Annotated in this window: 13 protein-coding genes; 3 read left to right on the top strand and 10 right to left on the bottom strand. The window is 70.1% G+C overall.

All coding sequences use genetic code 11. From position 1 onward, the window contains the following. Nucleotides 1–3: 3 nt before the first annotated feature. Both ACIHIX_RS09080 and ACIHIX_RS09075 read right to left on the bottom strand, forming a co-directional pair. Entirely contained in the window at nt 4–600 is a 597-nt protein-coding gene (locus tag ACIHIX_RS09080; protein WP_399952066.1) for an HAD family acid phosphatase, read from the bottom strand. Between the two features lie 116 nt (nt 601–716). Beyond that, complete coding sequence (locus ACIHIX_RS09075; protein ID WP_399952063.1) at nt 717–3,824, bottom strand: NACHT domain-containing protein; 3,108 nt, start codon at nt 3,822–3,824, stop codon at nt 717–719. A 364-nt stretch (nt 3,825–4,188) separates the two neighbouring features. On the opposite strand from ACIHIX_RS09075, the gene ACIHIX_RS09070 reads away from it, so the two are divergent. Further along, nucleotides 4,189–4,737 (top strand): M23 family metallopeptidase, encoded by a 549-nt coding sequence (locus tag ACIHIX_RS09070; protein ID WP_399952060.1) that lies wholly within the window; start codon nt 4,189–4,191, stop codon nt 4,735–4,737. 7 nt (nt 4,738–4,744) lie between these two features. On the opposite strand, the gene ACIHIX_RS09065 is transcribed toward ACIHIX_RS09070, so the two are convergent. Beyond that, complete coding sequence (locus ACIHIX_RS09065) at nt 4,745–5,341, bottom strand: TetR/AcrR family transcriptional regulator (protein ID WP_399952057.1); 597 nt, start codon at nt 5,339–5,341, stop codon at nt 4,745–4,747. A gap of 120 nt (nt 5,342–5,461) precedes the next feature. Here ACIHIX_RS09065 and ACIHIX_RS09060 point away from each other — a divergent pair, with 120 nt between their 5' ends. After that, entirely contained in the window at nt 5,462–7,045 is a 1,584-nt protein-coding gene (locus ACIHIX_RS09060) for an MDR family MFS transporter (RefSeq protein ID WP_399952054.1), read from the top strand. Nucleotides 7,046–7,262: 217 nt separating this feature from the next. Here the strand turns inward: ACIHIX_RS09060 and cseC are convergent, their stop codons facing one another. From cseC to ACIHIX_RS09035, 5 genes are all read right to left on the bottom strand, one after another. Beyond that, nucleotides 7,263–8,609, bottom strand: coding sequence for a two-component system sensor histidine kinase CseC (gene cseC / locus ACIHIX_RS09055; RefSeq protein ID WP_399952051.1), 1,347 nt, complete (start codon nt 8,607–8,609; stop codon nt 7,263–7,265). 11 nt (nt 8,610–8,620) lie between these two features. After that, entirely contained in the window at nt 8,621–9,325 is a 705-nt protein-coding gene (gene cseB / locus ACIHIX_RS09050; RefSeq protein WP_329336337.1) for a two-component system response regulator CseB, read from the bottom strand. A 125-nt stretch (nt 9,326–9,450) separates the two neighbouring features. Further along, complete coding sequence (locus ACIHIX_RS09045) at nt 9,451–10,173, bottom strand: hypothetical protein (RefSeq protein WP_399952047.1); 723 nt, start codon at nt 10,171–10,173, stop codon at nt 9,451–9,453. Further along, nucleotides 10,158–10,700 carry a SigE family RNA polymerase sigma factor gene (locus ACIHIX_RS09040; RefSeq protein WP_399952043.1) on the bottom strand — a complete coding sequence of 181 codons (543 nt, stop codon included), beginning with the start codon at nt 10,698–10,700 and terminating at the stop codon, nt 10,158–10,160. Before ACIHIX_RS09040 ends, ACIHIX_RS09045 begins: the two co-directional genes overlap by 16 nt. 236 nt (nt 10,701–10,936) lie before the next feature. Continuing rightward, entirely contained in the window at nt 10,937–11,923 is a 987-nt protein-coding gene (locus tag ACIHIX_RS09035; RefSeq protein WP_399952041.1) for an A/G-specific adenine glycosylase, read from the bottom strand. A gap of 182 nt (nt 11,924–12,105) precedes the next feature. Here ACIHIX_RS09035 and ACIHIX_RS09030 point away from each other — a divergent pair, with 182 nt between their 5' ends. Further along, nucleotides 12,106–12,933, top strand: coding sequence for a hypothetical protein (locus tag ACIHIX_RS09030; protein WP_399952038.1), 828 nt, complete (start codon nt 12,106–12,108; stop codon nt 12,931–12,933). 20 nt (nt 12,934–12,953) lie between these two features. Here the strand turns inward: ACIHIX_RS09030 and disA are convergent, their stop codons facing one another. After that, nucleotides 12,954–14,078, bottom strand: coding sequence for a DNA integrity scanning diadenylate cyclase DisA (gene disA / locus ACIHIX_RS09025; RefSeq protein WP_399952036.1), 1,125 nt, complete (start codon nt 14,076–14,078; stop codon nt 12,954–12,956). Nucleotides 14,079–14,160: 82 nt separating this feature from the next. Then, on the bottom strand, nt 14,161–15,570 hold the full coding sequence (gene radA / locus ACIHIX_RS09020; protein ID WP_399952033.1) for a DNA repair protein RadA: 1,410 nt from the start codon (nt 15,568–15,570) through the stop codon (nt 14,161–14,163). Nucleotides 15,571–15,648: the final 78 nt, after the last annotated feature.

Raw genomic sequence — 15,648 nt, 5'->3', positions numbered from 1 at the left:
GGGTCAGGAGAGCTGGCCGTCGTAGTCCGGCAGCTTGTACGTCTTCTCGGCGTGGCCGCCCGAGAGGTCGGTGGCGCTGTTGCCGATGTTTGCGATGATCGTGTAGCCCTTGTTCTCGATGTCGACGCGCTTGGCCGTCTTGTAGGCGGCGACGTCCTTGAAGAGGTCGATGAAGTTGCGGACGTAGAGGCCGCTGACCTGGTAGCCGACCTTCTTGAGGTTGTAGTCGGTCGCCGAGGCGATGATGTCGGGGCGGGCGGTCACGAAGAACAGGGAAACGCCGTGCTCCTGGGCGTACTTGGCGACGCTCAGGACGGGCTTGTTGGCCGGCGACGGGTAGCTGAAGCCGAAGTCCGTCTCCAGGGTGGTGTTGTCGATGTCGAAGACGATCGCCTGCTTCTCACCGGGCTTCGTCGCGGCGATCCGCTGCTTGAGGTACGGCAGTGCCTGGTCCGCCACGGTCTGGCAGTCCTGCTGCCAGGTGGCGTAATCGACGTCCTCGGCGGCGATGGCGTCGGTCGGCGCGGCGAGTGCGACGAGGGCCGCCGTGGAGACGGCGGTGACGGTCATTCGGCGCACCAAGGGGCCTCGGTTCGTCATGGTGGGGGGTCCTCTCACGTCCGGTGCTGCTGCCGTTGACGGGGGCATGGTGGTTGGCGTGGGTGGCGCGAGGGGAACCGTAAGGTTACTGGGGGGTAAGTGGGAAGAGGCGTGCACTACTTGATGTGGACGCGGGGCGGGAGCTGATCGCGGCCTCGGACGCGGACGTCGTTGTGCGGCAGGGCGATCTGCTGGAGCGCGGGCAGGTCCTTGAGCGGGGTGAGATCCCAGTGCGGCCGGGTGGCGAAGGGGGTGACGAGGACGAGGTGGGTCAGGGCGGGGAAGAGGGCGGGGAGCCAAGCGAGGTTCGGCGGCTCGTTCGCGTTCACGTCGAGGGTCAGACGGGTGACCCTGGGAAATGTGGTGGTTGATGGGCACAGCGGCAGGGAGGCCGCGGACAGCCGGAGCGTCATCAGCTCGCGGAGCTTCCACAGCTCCGACCACTCGGCGGCGGATGAGGGTCCGGCGGCCGGGCTCAGCGTCAGGTTCCTGAGCCCTTGGAAACGGCTCAGGCCGATCAGCCCGACCTCGGATGCGGGCGTTCTCAGGCCGAGCCCGAGTCTGTGCAGTGGTGCGCGGGCCGGAAGCATCGCCATGGACCAGGTGCCCACCTCCGGCAGGGAGAGTTCGAGCAGCTGGAGTCGGTCGAGGGTGGCCAGGGGGCGCAGATCGAGGTCCGGGCTGAGGTGCTGGATGGTGAGCCACCGGAGATTGGGTCCCGGGAGATCGCCGATGTCAGCGAGGCGCGGGCAGTTGCCGAGCGACAGATCGACCAGCCGTGCGGCTTCTGCCAGCGGGGAGAGGTCGGTCAGGGCCGGGTTCCTGCCGATGCTGACCACGGTCGGCTGGGTCTCGGCCACGTACTTCGCCATTTCGCGCTCCGGCAGCGATCCCCGGAAGGAGACCCTGGGGCGACCGCCCAGGGAACGCAGTGCCCGTAGCTGCTCGGAGGTGGTGACCGGGAAGACGACCCTGTCCGGCGGGACGTGAGCGAGGACTTCCTTTGCGTACTGCTCGGCGTCGAACGACTCCCAGCACTCGGCGAGCCGGCTCCGCACCTGCCAGGACCGGTGCTGCGCGAACTGCGCCAGATACGGGATCGCCGTCTCGGACGCCACGCGCGCGGCGGTCGTCACCACGGCGAGGGCAGTCGCGTCATCGAGACCCTCCGGCCCCGGCAGCAGTTCCAGAACCAGCGGACCAACCGTCGCGAGTGCTTCGGCGCCCCGCATCGTGGTCGGCGGGATCAGCGTCGCCGCACGCTCCTCCACCGCCCTCCGCACCCCCGGATCCAACTCCGTCGCATGCTCCAGACAAGCGGCCGCCAGCAGGAACACCCGGCTCCGTTCCCGCCCCTCCTCGTACGCGTCCCCCTTTGCCAGCAGCCCCTGGAGGATCTCCGCCCGTTCCCGTGGCCGTGCGTGGGCCACGGCCATGCGGATCACGTCCTCCCACTGGTCGTCGACCGCGTGCTCGACGAGCAGGCCGATGTCCCAGATCTCCACGGCCGCACGCGCGCCCAGATAGTCCTGGAAGGTGCGGTGGATGAAGTCGACGGCGTCGGGGGCGGGTTCGCGGAGCAGGCCGGTGCGGTCGAGGAGGTGCCGGAAGACGGCCTTGGCGTCGCCGAGGGCCGCGGCGGACGGTACGGCGGGCAGGATGTCGGCGACGATCTGCTCGGCGCGCTCGCGGTCCATCTCCGTACGGCCGTTGCGGATCAGCCAGTAGGCGAGGCGCTGGAGGAGCTGGGTCTGGGGTTCCTGCTGGAGTTCCACGCCGCCCGTCGTGAGGACGGCGCGTTCGCGGTCCCGGCGGGTCAGCAGCATCGCCAGCGCCGCCTCGTACAACTCCTTGCGGCCCTGCGGGAGATAGCCGCGCCGGTCGCGGTGCAGGGCGCAGATCAGGCCGCACATCAGGGGGTTGGTGGCGAGTCGGCCGAGATCGTTCTTGCTGCGGATGGCGGTGAGCAATTGCTGTTCGTAGGCGTGGAGTTGGCTGTCCTCGTCGGTGTTTCCGGTCGCCGCCGCCTTGTGCCAGTGCGCGATGAAGGTGGCGACGGCCGCGGGGCTCATCGCACAGAGGGTGAGTTCCGTGAAGCCGTCGGCGGCGAGCCAGTCGTCCTGGACGGCGCTCGGGCGGGACGTCACCAGCCAGCGGTTGCCGGGGTGGGCGGCGATCAGTTCGCGCAGCCATGTCCGGGCGCGGTCGCGTTCCGCCTCCGGGATCTCGTCGATGCCGTCGATCAGGACGAGGCCGCGGCCCTGGGCCAGCACCCGGTCGGTCCAGCCCTCCGGCTGCCCCTCGGCGAGCGGGCAGCCCGAGGCCCTGAGGAAGCCGTCGGGGGCGGGGAGCGGTTCGCCGTGCCGGGTGAGGGTGCGCAGGGGCATGACCAGGGGGACGCGGCCGTGGAGGTGGGACATCGCGCCGTCCTCGGCGGCCCGGGTGGCGGCGACGGCCAGCCACTGCACGAGGGTGGTCTTGCCGGAGCCCGCGACGCCGCGCAGGAGGACGCGGTCGTGGTGGGCGAGGACCTGGTCGGCGGGGAGGGGGGAGAGGGCGTCGCGAACGAGTTTCTTCTCGTGTTCCGCGAGGGGCCGGAACTCGTCGACGTCCACGGCCGACTCGTGCGTCGCGTGGCGCCAGTAGGTCTTCGGGGTCGAGACCTCAAGGCTCAGATAGGCCACCTCCAGCGGCCACTTGGAGGGGGAGTTCACCAGGTCCACGCCGTAGATGGTCAATTGGCTGTGGCGTGCGGCGACGTAGGCCAGGTAGGCGCGGTGGAATCTGGTGTCGTGGAGGTCCGGGAGGCCGCTTCCCTGGGTCAGTTCATCCAGTTTGGCGATGAGTTCGGCCAGGAGCTGCGACCAGTCGCGCGGCGCGAGGGCGGAGGGTTGGGAGAGAAGGGCGGTGAACTGGAGGCAGAGCCAGTCGGTGACGAGGTCCACGAAGGACGCGGCCTCGGCGGAGAGGCTCGGATCGTGTGTCGCTTCACGGCGTAGTTGCCGGGCGACTTCGCGATAGCCCGGGCGCAATGCCGTCAGGGCATTCATGTCGACGTCTGCCAGGTGGACCAGTCGCACCAGAAGGGCCGTGGTGACCGGCGCTCGCTCCTCGGGCGGAAACGGCGGACCGCCAGGTGACTTCAACGTCTCATGGACCAGGCGGCCGACAGAGGCGGCGGTCCGCTTAGCAAGTTCCTCCGTCGCGACGGCCTTGAGTTCCACCCGTCCTCCCCCGAGTCGAGACCCCGCAGCGTAGCCCCCGTCACATCCCCGCGTCCCTGGATCTCCGCACCCGGTGACATGCCGCACAGGCGATTTGTCCGTTACTAAGCCGCATAGCAGTAAGCCCGATGTGGGCAAAAAGGACATTTGCTCTGGAACCTCTGAGTGCATTGCGCACTCCTGGGTGGATTCGTCCCTAGTGCGTGCTCTGTCAAGGATGCGGAAGTTTTCGGATGAAGTACTAGCTTCCGTCGTAGATCAGCGGTTTGGGCGTTCCGCGAGGTCGGGGTTACCAAGGGATGCCCCATCCGGCGGATGCCTGTGCGCCGGGTGGTTTTTCTGTCCCCGTCCCCATGAGGTTCCGATGTTCTCGCGCAACTCTTCCCGTTCTTCCCGTACGTCCGCGCTCCGCACCCGCGTGGCCGTGGTGGCCGCCGGTCTGGGTGCCTCGGCCGTGCTGGGGACCGGGGTCGCGTCCGCGGCGGGGAGCTCGGCTTCCTGGATCGACCCGGTGAAGAAGTACACGCTGAGCGCCAGCTTCGCGCAGGCCGGCAGCATGTGGCAGTCCACCCACAGCGGCCAGGACTTCGCGGTGTCCAGCGGCACCAAGGTCTTCGCCGCGCACGGCGGCACCGTCGTCAAGGCCGGCGGCAACGGCGCCGGTGACGGCTCCGCGTACGGCAACGCCATCGTCATCAAGCACGGCAACCGGCTCTACTCGCAGTACGCCCATCTCTCGCGCATCGACGTCAAGGTCGGCCAGGTCGTCAAGACCGGCCAGCGCATCGCCCTGTCCGGCAACACCGGCAACTCCAGCGGGCCGCACCTGCACTTCGAGATCCGTACGACCGCCAACTACGGCTCGGCCGTCGACCCGGTCGCCTTCCTGCGCTCCAAGGGCGTGACCGTCTGACGGCGGGCTAACCCTGTTCGGAGCCGTGGTGGGCCTGGGTCACCAGTTCCGACGCCACCTGAAGGACCGCCTTGCGCTTGGCCTCCTGGTCGCCGTCGATGTCCTGGAGGAAGAACATCCCGGCGTGCAGGGTGAAGATCGCGCTGACGTAGCGGACCTGGTCGACCAGGTCCGCCCTCGGGTCGATCATGATGTCCCGCAGGCCCTGCATGCGCCCCTTGAAGTCCTCGCCGACCCGCAGTTCCCGTACCGTCCCCTGGTTCTCCTGCATGAAGCGGAACAGGGGGGCGGCGTCGGCGAGGATGTCGCTGTAACGCCGCACGATCTCCTGCTTGGTCTCCAGGGTGTGCGGCTGCGCCTTGCCCCACTCGATCAGGTCGAGGATCGGCTGGGTCAGATCGTCGAAGATGCTGGCCAGGATCTCTTCCTTGGTCTTGAAGTGGTAGTACAGCGCCGCCTTCGTGACCTCCAGGCGCTCCGCGATCTCGCGCAGTGACGTCTTCTCGTAGCCCTGCTCGGCGAAGAGTTCGAGGGCCACGTCCTGGATGCGCTGGCGGGTGTTCCCGCGGCGCCGCTGCCTGGTGCCGTCCATGGTGCCGCCCATTCTTCGTGAAGCCCTTGGCTTTGACCAAAACTTACTTGACGCCCGGCTAGTTGGGGGTCTACTTTCCCCAGTGTAGTCAACTTGCCGGGCGGCAAGTAAGTAGCTGGGGGAGTGGAAAGCATGGCGGACACGGCGGACGCGACGGACACGCAAGAAGAAGTAGAAGACAAGCAACCCCGGAGCGTGCGGGTCGTCCTGCTCGCCCTGATGATCACGATGATGCTCGCGATGCTCGACAACATGATCGTGGGCACCGCGATGCCGACGATCGTCGGCGATCTGGGCGGACTCGAACATCTGGCCTGGGTCGTGACGGCGTACACGCTGGCGACCGCGGCCTCCACACCCGTGTGGGGCAAGCTCGGTGACATGTACGGGCGCAAGGGCGCCTTCATGTCGTCGATCGTGATCTTCCTGATCGGCTCCGCGCTCAGCGGCATGGCACAGGACATGCCGCAGCTCATCGGGTTCCGGGCCGTTCAGGGCCTCGGCGCCGGTGGTCTGATGGTCGGTGTCATGGCGATCATCGGTGACCTCATTCCGCCGCGCGAGCGCGGCAAGTACCAGGGCATGATGGCCGGCGTCATGGCGCTCGCGATGATCGGCGGACCGCTGGTCGGCGGCACCATCACCGACAACTGGGGCTGGCGCTGGTCCTTCTACATCAACCTGCCGCTCGGTGTCGTCGCGCTGGCCGCGATCAGCGTCGTACTGCACCTGCCGAAGAAGCGGGCCAAGGCGCGCATCGACTACCTCGGTGTCGTGCTGCTGACCGTCGGCATCACCTCGATCGTGCTGGTCACCACGTGGGGCGGGACCGAGTACGCCTGGACGTCCGCGCGGATCATGGAGCTCATCGGCATCGGCGTGGCCTCGCTGATCGGGTTCGTGTTCTGGCAGACCAAGGCCGCCGAGCCGGTCGTGCCGCTGCACATCTTCCGCAGCCGCAACTTCACGCTGATGTCGCTCATCGGCTTCGTCACCGGCTTCGTGATGTTCGGCGCGACGCTCTATCTGCCGCTGTACCAGCAGTCCGTCCAGGGCGCCTCCGCGACCAACTCCGGTCTGCTGCTGCTGCCGATGCTCGGCGCCATGCTGGTGACCTCGATGGTGGCGGGGCGTGTGACCACCAACAGCGGGCGGTACTACGTCTTCCCCGTCCTCGGCAGTGTGCTGATGGTGGTCGGCCTGTACCTGCTGTCGCTGATGGACACCGGCACCTCACGCGTCACGTCCGGTGTGTTCATGGCCGTCGTCGGGCTCGGCATGGGCTGTCTGATGCAGATCACCATGCTGGTCGCGCAGAACAGCGTCGAGATGAAGGACATGGGCGTCGCCTCGTCGTCCACCACGCTCTTCCGGACGCTCGGGTCGTCGTTCGGCGTCGCCATCATGGGCGCCCTGTTCAACAACCGGGTCCAGGACGTCATGGCCGAACGCGGCGGGGCGGCCGGGTCCAAGATGACCGAGCAGTCCGCACAGCTGGACGCGGCGAGCCTGGCCAAGCTGCCGGACGCGCTGCGCGAGGCGTACCAGCACGCGGTCTCCTCCGGCACGCACTCGGCGTTCCTGCTCGGGTCCGTCGTCGCGGTGGTCGCGCTGGTGGCGGCCGTGTTCGTCAAGGAGGTGCCGCTGAAGGGAGCGGGACCGAAGACGGACGCGGAGGCCCCTGCGGCTCCGACGCAGATGGTCGAGGCCGTCTGACCCGTCGGTGCGCGACTGAGCAGTAGGGCAGTCGAGCAGTAGAGACGTAGGCAGTGACGCAGGCGCGCGGAAGCGCGGATGAGCTGAAGGCCCCCGGCGGTGTCCGCCCCGGGGGCCTTCAGCATGCCGTACGGCATCGAGGCGAACCTCCGTGCCGGCGACGGCACCCGGCAGTGACGCGTGCCGGCGACGGCACCCGGCAGTGACGCGCGGAACGTCACGGCATCATCGGGTAGCTCCCCGTGTTCGTCGGCGCATGCTCCGGCAGCCACAGCACCGCCACCGCACCCTCCGCCCGCACCCCCGCCGGCGCCCCCGCCGGTCTGATGTTGCGGAAGGTGAGCCGGGCGCCCAGCACCCGGGCCTGGCCTGCGGCGATGGTCAGACCGAGGCCGTGGCCGTGCCCCGCGCGGTCAGCGCTGCCCGTGCGGAAACGGCTCGGGCCCTCGGCGAGGAGGTCCTCGGGGAAGCCGGGGCCATGGTCGCGGACGCGTATGACGCGGCCCTCGACCGTGACCTCGATCGGCGGCTTGCCGTGCCGCGCGGCGTTGGCGAGGAGGTTGAACAGGACGCGCTCCAGGCGCCGCGGGTCGGTCGTGACCATCGACTCGTGCACCACGCGGACCTCGATCTCCGGGTCCTTTGCCGTCACCCGCCGGCTGACGAACTCGCCCAGCAGGATGTCCTGCAGCTCCGCCCGCTCGGACGCGCTGTCCAGGCGGGCCACCTCCAGCACGTCCTCGACGAGGGTGCGCATCGCCTTCGCCCGGTCAAGGACCAGCTCCGTGGGCCGGCCGGGCGGCAGCAACTCGGCCGCCGTCAGCAGGCCGGTGACCGGGGTGCGCAGTTCGTGCGCGATGTCGGCGGTGACCCGGCGCTCGGCCTCGATGCGCTGCTGGAGCGCGTCCGTCATCGCGTCGACCGCGCTCGCCAGGTCGTCGGTCTCGTCCCGTACGACACCGCCGATGGCGTCCCGCACCCGGACGTCCGTCTCGCCGCTCGCGACCTGCCCCGCGGCGGTCGCCGCCTTGCGCAGCCGGCTCGACAGGCGACCCCCGATGAGCACACCGAGGGCGCTGCCGCCGAGGACGACCGCGATGGAGCCGATGACCAGGGCCTGGTCGAGGTCCTTGAGGATGTCCGTGCTGCGGTCGGTGAACGTGGTGTGCAGGGAGAGCACGTTCCCGTCGGCGGCCGGTACGGCGGCCCAGATGTCCGGCTCCCCGCCCGGCCGGTCGGTGACATACGTGGCCCGGCGCCCGTGCTCGACCTTCTCCCGCAGTTGCGCCGGCAGCGCGGAGTCGTTGATCTTGACGTTGGGGAACGGGTTCGGTCGTTTGTACTGGTCGTAGTTGCGCTGGGCGATCTGGATGCGCTCGTCCGCGAGATCGCGGGCGTTGTCCAGCATCGAGACCCGGGCCGCGTTGTGCACCACCAGGCTCAGCGCGATCGCGACGAGTGCGCCGACGAACGCGATGGCGGCGCTGAGTTTCCACCGCAGTCCCGTACGAATGCCCGTACGCTCCAGCCGCGCCGGAACCAGGCGCTGAAATGTCCCCCGCATGTCCGCCCCGCTCAGGCCTTCAACTTGTAGCCGAAGCCACGGACCGTCTCGATGCGGTCCTGGCCGATCTTCGTCCGCAGTCGCTGCACATGGACGTCCACCACGCGCGTGTCACCGCCCCACCCGTAGTCCCACACGCGCTCCAGGAGCTTGTCACGGGACAGGACCGTGCCCGGCGCGGAGGAGAACTCCAGCAGCAGGCGCATCTCGGTCGGAGTGAGCGCCACCGGCTCGCCGGACCGGCGCACCTCCATGCCCTCGGTGTCGATCTCCAGCTCGCCGAAGGTCAGCACTCCGCCGTCCGCCGCCGACGCGGACTCCTCACCCCGGTCACCACCGCCCGCGTGTCCGAAGCGGCGCAGTACCGCGCGGATCCGGGCGACCAGCACGGCGCCGTCGAACGGCTTGGTCACATAGTCGTCGGCGCCCGCCTCCAGGCCCAGCACGACGTCGATGGAGTCCGCGCGCGCCGACAGCATGATCACCGGCACGGTCGACTCGTCCCGGATGCGCCGGCACAGGCTGACGCCGTCCAGGCCCGGGACCATGACGTCCAGCAGGGCGATGTCCGGCCGGTTCGCCCGGAACGCCTCCAGGCCCGACAGGCCGTCGGGCATCGCGGTGACCGCGAAGCCGTCCCGCTCCAGGGCGAGCTGGGTGGCCTCGCGGATGACGTCGTCGTCCTCGACGAACAGAACGTGAGTCTGGTCTGCCATCCCGCTGCTCTCTGTCCTTGGTCGTCTGGTTCGGTCTTGGTCGTCCGGGTCGTCTGCTTCGGTCTTGCAAGGTGATCGTTCCGGAGGGCCCGATCGGTTCACGGGATCCGGGGCGATTTCGAGATTCAGGTCGTCGGCACCGGACTCGGCGTGTCCTCGGAGGGTCCGTCGGACGTCTCGCCGTACTCGCTGTACTGGTCCCAGCGCTTGACGAACCGGCCCGCCGTCCAGTGGTAGATGAACACGTACTCGCCGGAGGGTGCCGCCACCGCGTCGCCCTTCTCGTACACCTGCTTGTCCACCACCAGGTCACCCCGGTCGATCTGCGCGTAGACCGGAGGCTCCTCGGCCTTGAACACATTCTCGTACGCGCCGTCCTGGAGGCGATACACGTACGCCCCTATGCCGATGATGTCGCCGCAGGTCAGCACGTTGACCACGACGTCGCGCGCGGTGCCGCCGGTCAGGTCCCCGGAGGTCACGTCGACGGGCGGGTCGTCGCCGGTGCAGGGCTGGAGGTCGTTCTTGACCTCGGCCGAGACCGCGGGGTCGTCCTTGAGCAGCTGGGCGGCCTCGGTCTTGGTCAGATTGCCGGAGTACGAGGCCGTCGCCGAGGGTGCGGCGCCTGCCGCCATCTCCGAGCCGGCCGAGGTCTCGACATGGGCCGGGCCCTCGTCGCGCGTGCCGGTGCCGCCGGTGGCGCAGGCGGAGACGAAAAGGGCGAGGGCGGCGAGTACGGCCACCGCCGTCATCGCCGCCTGGAAAGCGCCCCGCCCCGGTACGGGGTCGGGGTCGGCGCCGAATGTCCCGTCGGCGCCGCGAGCCCTGTCGGTCAGGCCGCCGTGCAACGCTCCCGCTCCTCACGCTCCAGCGCGCGTGCGTCCAGATCGCGGCTCTCCAGCTCCTCACGGAGCCGGGCGAGGGCCCGGTGCAGCGTGCTCTTGACCGTTCCGGCCGACATGCCGAGGGCGGCGGCCGTCTCCTCCGTGGACATCTGCTCCCAGTGTCGCAGGACGACCACGGAACGCTGCTTGGGGGCGAGCACCTTCATGATGTCCATCAGCAGGGCGCGGTCCGCGTGCTGCTCGGTGGCGTCGTCGACCGAGGCGTCCGGGAGCTGCTCGGTCGGCACCTCCTCCAGCTTGCGGGCCCGCCACCACTCGGTCCGGGTGTTGATCATGACCCGGCGCAGATAGGCGTCCGCGAGCCGCTTGTCCTCGATGGTCTCCCAGCGGCCGTACGTCCGGGCCAGCGCCGTCTGCAGCAGGTCCTGCGCGTCGATCGGGTCCGGGACCAGGCGACGGGCGCTGCGCAGCAACGCGTCCTGCCGGGTGCGGACGTACTCCTCGAACTCGAGCACCTCTCCCTGCGCCATGATCGACCGCCTCCATCCCCGTTTCCGACTTGCCTGCCGCCGGTTCCTCATTGCCTGTGTGCCGCCGTCCTGCGGTACGCCAATGAAGCTACGGAGCGGTTGTCACGGGGCTGTGCGGAGCAGCGCGCGGCTAGCCCTCGGCTGTCCGTCGGTTGTGTAACGGAAGCAGGAAAGGGGTAAACCGGCGCAGCGAATAGCGCCGGTTCGGGGGGATTTGGGGCGGTGTCTGTGCGGCGTTACGTCAACGGCAGCCGATACAAACCGCCCGACAGGGGCTCCACGAGCCCGTCCGCGACGAGCCCGTCCAGGGCCCGGGCGCGCTGCACCGGCTCGTGCCAGACCCGGTCGAGCGCGGCCTGCGGCACGGGCGCGTGTGCCTCGCGCAGGACGGCCAGCAGCTTGCCGCGCACCTGGCGGTCGGTGCCGGCGTACGTCTGTCCGCGCCGCGGCGGACCGTCGTGCTCGGGCTTGCCCGCCAGCCGCCAGGCGCACTGCGCGGCGATCGGGCAGCGGTGGCAGGACTCGTTCTTGGCGGTGCACACCAGCGCGCCGAGCTCCATGGACGCGGCGGCCCAGCGGGACGCGGTGGGCTCGTCCGCCGGCAACAGGGCGCGGGCCAGCTTGCGTTCGGCCGCGGTGGTGGCGTTCGGCGGGTACTGCACTCCGGTGACGGCCCGCGCGAAGACCCGCCGGACGTTGGTGTCGAGGACCGCGTGCCGCTGCCCGTAGGCGAAGGAGGCGACGGCCGCCGCCGTGTACTCGCCGATGCCGGGCAGCGCGAGCAGCTGGGCGTGGTCGGTGGGTACGTCACCGCCGTGCCGTTCCGTTATCGCGACGGCGGCGCCGTGCAGACGCAGCGCCCGCCGCGGATACCCGAGCCGGCCCCAGGCGCGCACGGCCTCGCCGGGCGCCTCCTGGGCGAGGTCGGCGGGGCGCGGCCAGCGGGCCACCCACTGCTCGTAGACCGGCAGGACGCGGCTGACCGGCGTCTGCTGAAGCATGAACTCGCTGACCATCACCCCCCACGGCCCGGCCTCGGGGCGCCGCCAGGGCAGATCACGGGCGTGCTCGTCGAACCAGTCGATGACGGGGGCGTGCAGATGCTCTCCGGCAGGGGCGTCGGCGGGGGCGTCGGCTCGGGCCGCATGCCCGGCTGCTGCTTCGGCTTCGGCGGCGGCTTCGGCTTCGGAGGGGGCGGGGGGCTGGGTGATGGGCGCAGTCATGGCCTTCCGATCCTGCCATGCGGGGGAGGGGGCGCGGGGGCACCGCCACCCCTGAGGCTCAGCCGCACCCGGGGAAAGGCGGGGGTGGAACACCCGCGTCCGGAACGATGATCCGGAAAAGTTGTGATCTCCCGCGGCGGGTAGGGGCAGCGCAGGCGCCGATCTCTCGTACAGTTTGCGCCGTGGGATCTCTGCGCAATCCGGTCGGGCCGCTTCCCTCCACCATCTACTGGCGTCGGAGGGCCGTACTGCTGTCTGTGTTGGCCCTGTTGGCGCTGCTGATCGCGTGGGTGGTGACCTCGGGCGGCGGTGGTGGCAAGAACGGCGCCGACGGGACCAACGGCAAGAATCCCGCGACCTCCATCACCCCTGGGCCGACGAGTTCCGGGCCGGCGATCAGCCAAGCCCCGGGCGGGCGCGACGAGTCGAGCGGTGGCGGGGACTCCGGTGGATCGGGGTCCGACGACGCGTCCGGTGACGGCTCCGGGTCAACGGAGGGTTCCGGCGCGTCCGGCGGCTCCGGTTCAGGCGACACGGGCGGGGCGGCCGGCAGCGGTGCGGGCAGCGGTGTCGGTCAGAACGACACGGTGCCTGCGGGCTCCACCCTGCCCAACTGCACGCCGGGCGCGGTGAAGTTGACCGTACGCAGCCTCCACAACGGGTACGAGCCCGGTGAGACGCCCACCCTGCTGGTGACCGCGGAGAACACCTCGGGCGGCGACTGCAAGGTCGATCTCGGGCCGAAGAGCGCGGTGTTGACGATCACTCAGGCCGCGGAGGACGACGACTACTGGTCGTCCGCCGACTGCCCGAAGACCGCGGGGAGCCTGGTGTTCCGGGCGCCGGCCGGCAGCAGCATCACGTACACCGTGAAGTGGGACCGCAAGCCGAGCGCGCCGCAGTGCGCGACGCCGCCGGCCGGGGTGGCGGGGGCAGGGACGTATCTGGTGGAGCTGGCCGCGCCCGGGTTCGCGAAGGTGCAGACGTCGTTCGTGCTGGAGAGCGACTGAGGGGCGGGCGCGGTCGGCTGTTACACGTACCGCTCCAGGATGGAGCTCTCCGCCAACCTCGACAGGCCCTCGCGGACGCTTCTCGCCCTCGCCTCGCCGACCCCGTCGACCGTCTGCAAGTCGTCCACGCTCGCGGCGAGGAGCTTCTGCAGGCCGCCGAAGTGTTCCACCAGGCGGTCGATGATCGCGCCGGGGAGCCTCGGGACCTTCGCCAGCAGGCGGAAGCCCCGCGGGGACACCGCCGAGTCCAACGCCTCCGGTGAACCCGTGTAGCCCAACGCCCTTGCCACCGTCTGGAGTTCGAGCAGCTCCGCGTGGGTGAGGGCGTCGAGTTCGTACAGGGCCTCTTCCACCGTGCGGGAGCGCTTGGCGGTGGGCTCGGGGACGTAGTCCCGGACGACCAGCTCACGTTCCGGCTCGACGCCCGCGATCAGCTCGTCGAGCTGGAGGGCCAGGAGGCGGCCGTCGGTGCCGAGTTCGACGACGTACTCGGCGATCTCCGTGGCGATCCGGCGGACCATCTCCAGGCGCTGGGCCACCGCCGAGACGTCCCTGACCGTGACCAGGTCCTCGATCTCCAGCGCCGACAGCGTGCCCGCGACCTCGTCCAGGCGGAGCTTGTAGCGCTCCAGGGTCGCCAGGGCCTGGTTCGCGCGGGACAGGATCGCCGCGGAGTCCTCCAGGACGCGGCGCTGGCCGTCCACGTAGAGGGCGATCAGACGCATCGACTGGGAGACCGAGACGACCGGGAAGCCGACCTGCTTGGAGACACGGTCCGCGGTGCGGTGGCGGGTGCCCGTCTCCTCCGTCGGGATCGTCGGGTCCGGGACCAGCTGGACGCCGGCCCGCAGGATCTTCGAGCCGTCCGTGGAGAGCACGATGCCGCCGTCCAGCTTGCACAGCTCACGCAGGCGCGTGGCCGTGAACTCGACGTCCAGGACGAAACCGCCCGTGCACATCGGCTCCACCGTCTTGTCGAATCCGAGCACGATGAGCCCGCCCGTGTTGCCGCGGAGAATCCGCTCCAGGCCGTCGCGCAGGGCCGTGCCGGGTGCCACGGCGCTCAGTGAGGCGCGCATCAGGCCATCGGCACCGGAGCTCCCGCCGGACTTTCCGGGAGCTGCTGCCCGGTCGTTGGCTGCCACTGCACTCCTCCGGTCGCAGGTTCTTCTGGTGCCCCCGCTTCGCACATTCGGTTCGTACGGACGGGCGAGACCAGGGCAAAGTCTACCGGCGCTCCTCCGCGTCCTGTGGGGCCTCTCGCCGACGCGAGCGCGGAAGGACTCTCAGGGCGTCTCCTATGTCGGCGACTTCCAGGACCTTCATGCCGGGAGGGATCTTGCCGGGGTCGCCCGGCACGAGTGCGTGGGTGAAGCCCAGACGGTGCGCCTCGGCCAGGCGGCGCTGGACGCCCGTCACCCGTCTGACCTCGCCCGCGAGGCCCACTTCGCCGATCGCGACGAGGTTCTTGGGCAGCGGGGTGTCGCTCGCCGCGGAGGCCAGCGCGAGGGCGATGGCCAGGTCCGCGGCGGGCTCCGAGAGCTTCACCCCGCCGACCGTCGCGGAGTAGATGTCCCGCTTGCCGAGGGCGCTGATCCGGCCCCGCTGCTCGAGGACGGCCAGCATCATCGAGACGCGGGAGGTCTCCAGGCCGGAGGTGGTGCGCCTGGGGGAGGGGATCTGCGAGTCGACCGTCAGCGCCTGGACCTCGGCCACCAGGGGGCGGCGGCCTTCCAGGGTGACCGTCAGACAGGTGCCGGGGACCGGTTCGTCACGACGGGTCAGGAAAAGTCCGCTTGGGTCGGCAAGGCCGGTAATGCCCTCGTCGTGCAGTTCGAAGCAGCCGACCTCGTCCGTCGCGCCGTACCGGTTCTTGACGCCCCGGACCAGGCGCAGGCGCGCGTGCCGGTCGCCCTCGAAGGAGAGCACCACGTCCACCAGGTGCTCCAGCAGACGCGGGCCCGCGATCGCGCCGTCCTTCGTGACATGGCCCACCAGGAGGGTGGACATGCCGCGGTCCTTGGAGGCCCGGATGAGCGCGCCCGCCACCTCGCGCACCTGGGCCATGCCGCCGGGGGCGCCGTCGATCTCCGGTGAGGCCACCGTCTGTACGGAGTCCAGGATGAGCAGGGAGGGCTTCACCGCGTCCAAGTGGCCGAGGACGGCGGCCAGGTCGGTCTCGGCGGCGAGATACAGATGGTCGTCGATGGCCTTGATGCGGTCGGCGCGCAGCCGGACCTGGCTGGCCGACTCCTCGCCGGTGACGTACAAGGTGCGGTGCTCGGCGCTCGCCGACTTGGCGGCCACGTCGAGGAGGAGCGTGGACTTGCCGACTCCGGGCTCGCCCGCCAGCAGCACGACCGCGCCCGGGACGAGTCCGCCGCCCAGGACACGGTCCAGCTCGGGTACACCGGTGGAGCGGGCGGTGGCCTGACGGCCGTCGACCTGGCCGATGGGCACGGCGGAGGTGGTGACGCGGCCGGGTGCCGTCGTACGCACCGCGGGCGCGCCGTACTCCTCGACCGTGCCCCATGCCTGGCATTCGGGGCAGCGGCCGAGCCACTTCGCCGTCTGCCAGCCGCACTCCGTGCAGCGGAAGGCGGGGCGGTCCTTGGCGGTCTTCGTACGGGCAGCCATGACGAAACCGTAGCCGCCCGCACTGACAACGTCCGCCAGGGCTCAGTCTCCGCGCCCCCTCACCCTCGTGAAGAGGCG

This window comes from Streptomyces sp. NPDC051913 (assembly GCF_044593635.1).
Lineage (GTDB): Bacteria > Actinomycetota > Actinomycetes > Streptomycetales > Streptomycetaceae > Streptomyces.
This window is presented reverse-complemented; position numbering and strand designations above follow the sequence as displayed.

Excerpts from the sequence above, each read along its gene's own strand:
- ACIHIX_RS09070 (WP_399952060.1), top strand. The coding sequence starts at position 4,189 with ATGTTCTCGCGCAACTCTTCCCGTTCTTCCCGTACGTCCGCGCTCCGC.
- ACIHIX_RS09060 (WP_399952054.1), top strand. The coding sequence starts at position 5,462 with ATGGCGGACACGGCGGACGCGACGGACACGCAAGAAGAAGTAGAAGAC.
- ACIHIX_RS09065 (WP_399952057.1), bottom strand. The coding sequence starts at position 5,341 with ATGGGCGGCACCATGGACGGCACCAGGCAGCGGCGCCGCGGGAACACC.
- cseB (WP_329336337.1), bottom strand. The coding sequence starts at position 9,325 with ATGGCAGACCAGACTCACGTTCTGTTCGTCGAGGACGACGACGTCATC.
- ACIHIX_RS09035 (WP_399952041.1), bottom strand. The coding sequence starts at position 11,923 with ATGACTGCGCCCATCACCCAGCCCCCCGCCCCCTCCGAAGCCGAAGCC.
- cseC (WP_399952051.1), bottom strand. The coding sequence starts at position 8,609 with ATGCGGGGGACATTTCAGCGCCTGGTTCCGGCGCGGCTGGAGCGTACG.
- ACIHIX_RS09080 (WP_399952066.1), bottom strand. The coding sequence starts at position 600 with ATGACGAACCGAGGCCCCTTGGTGCGCCGAATGACCGTCACCGCCGTC.
- ACIHIX_RS09040 (WP_399952043.1), bottom strand. The coding sequence starts at position 10,700 with ATGGCGCAGGGAGAGGTGCTCGAGTTCGAGGAGTACGTCCGCACCCGG.
- radA (WP_399952033.1), bottom strand. The coding sequence starts at position 15,570 with ATGGCTGCCCGTACGAAGACCGCCAAGGACCGCCCCGCCTTCCGCTGC.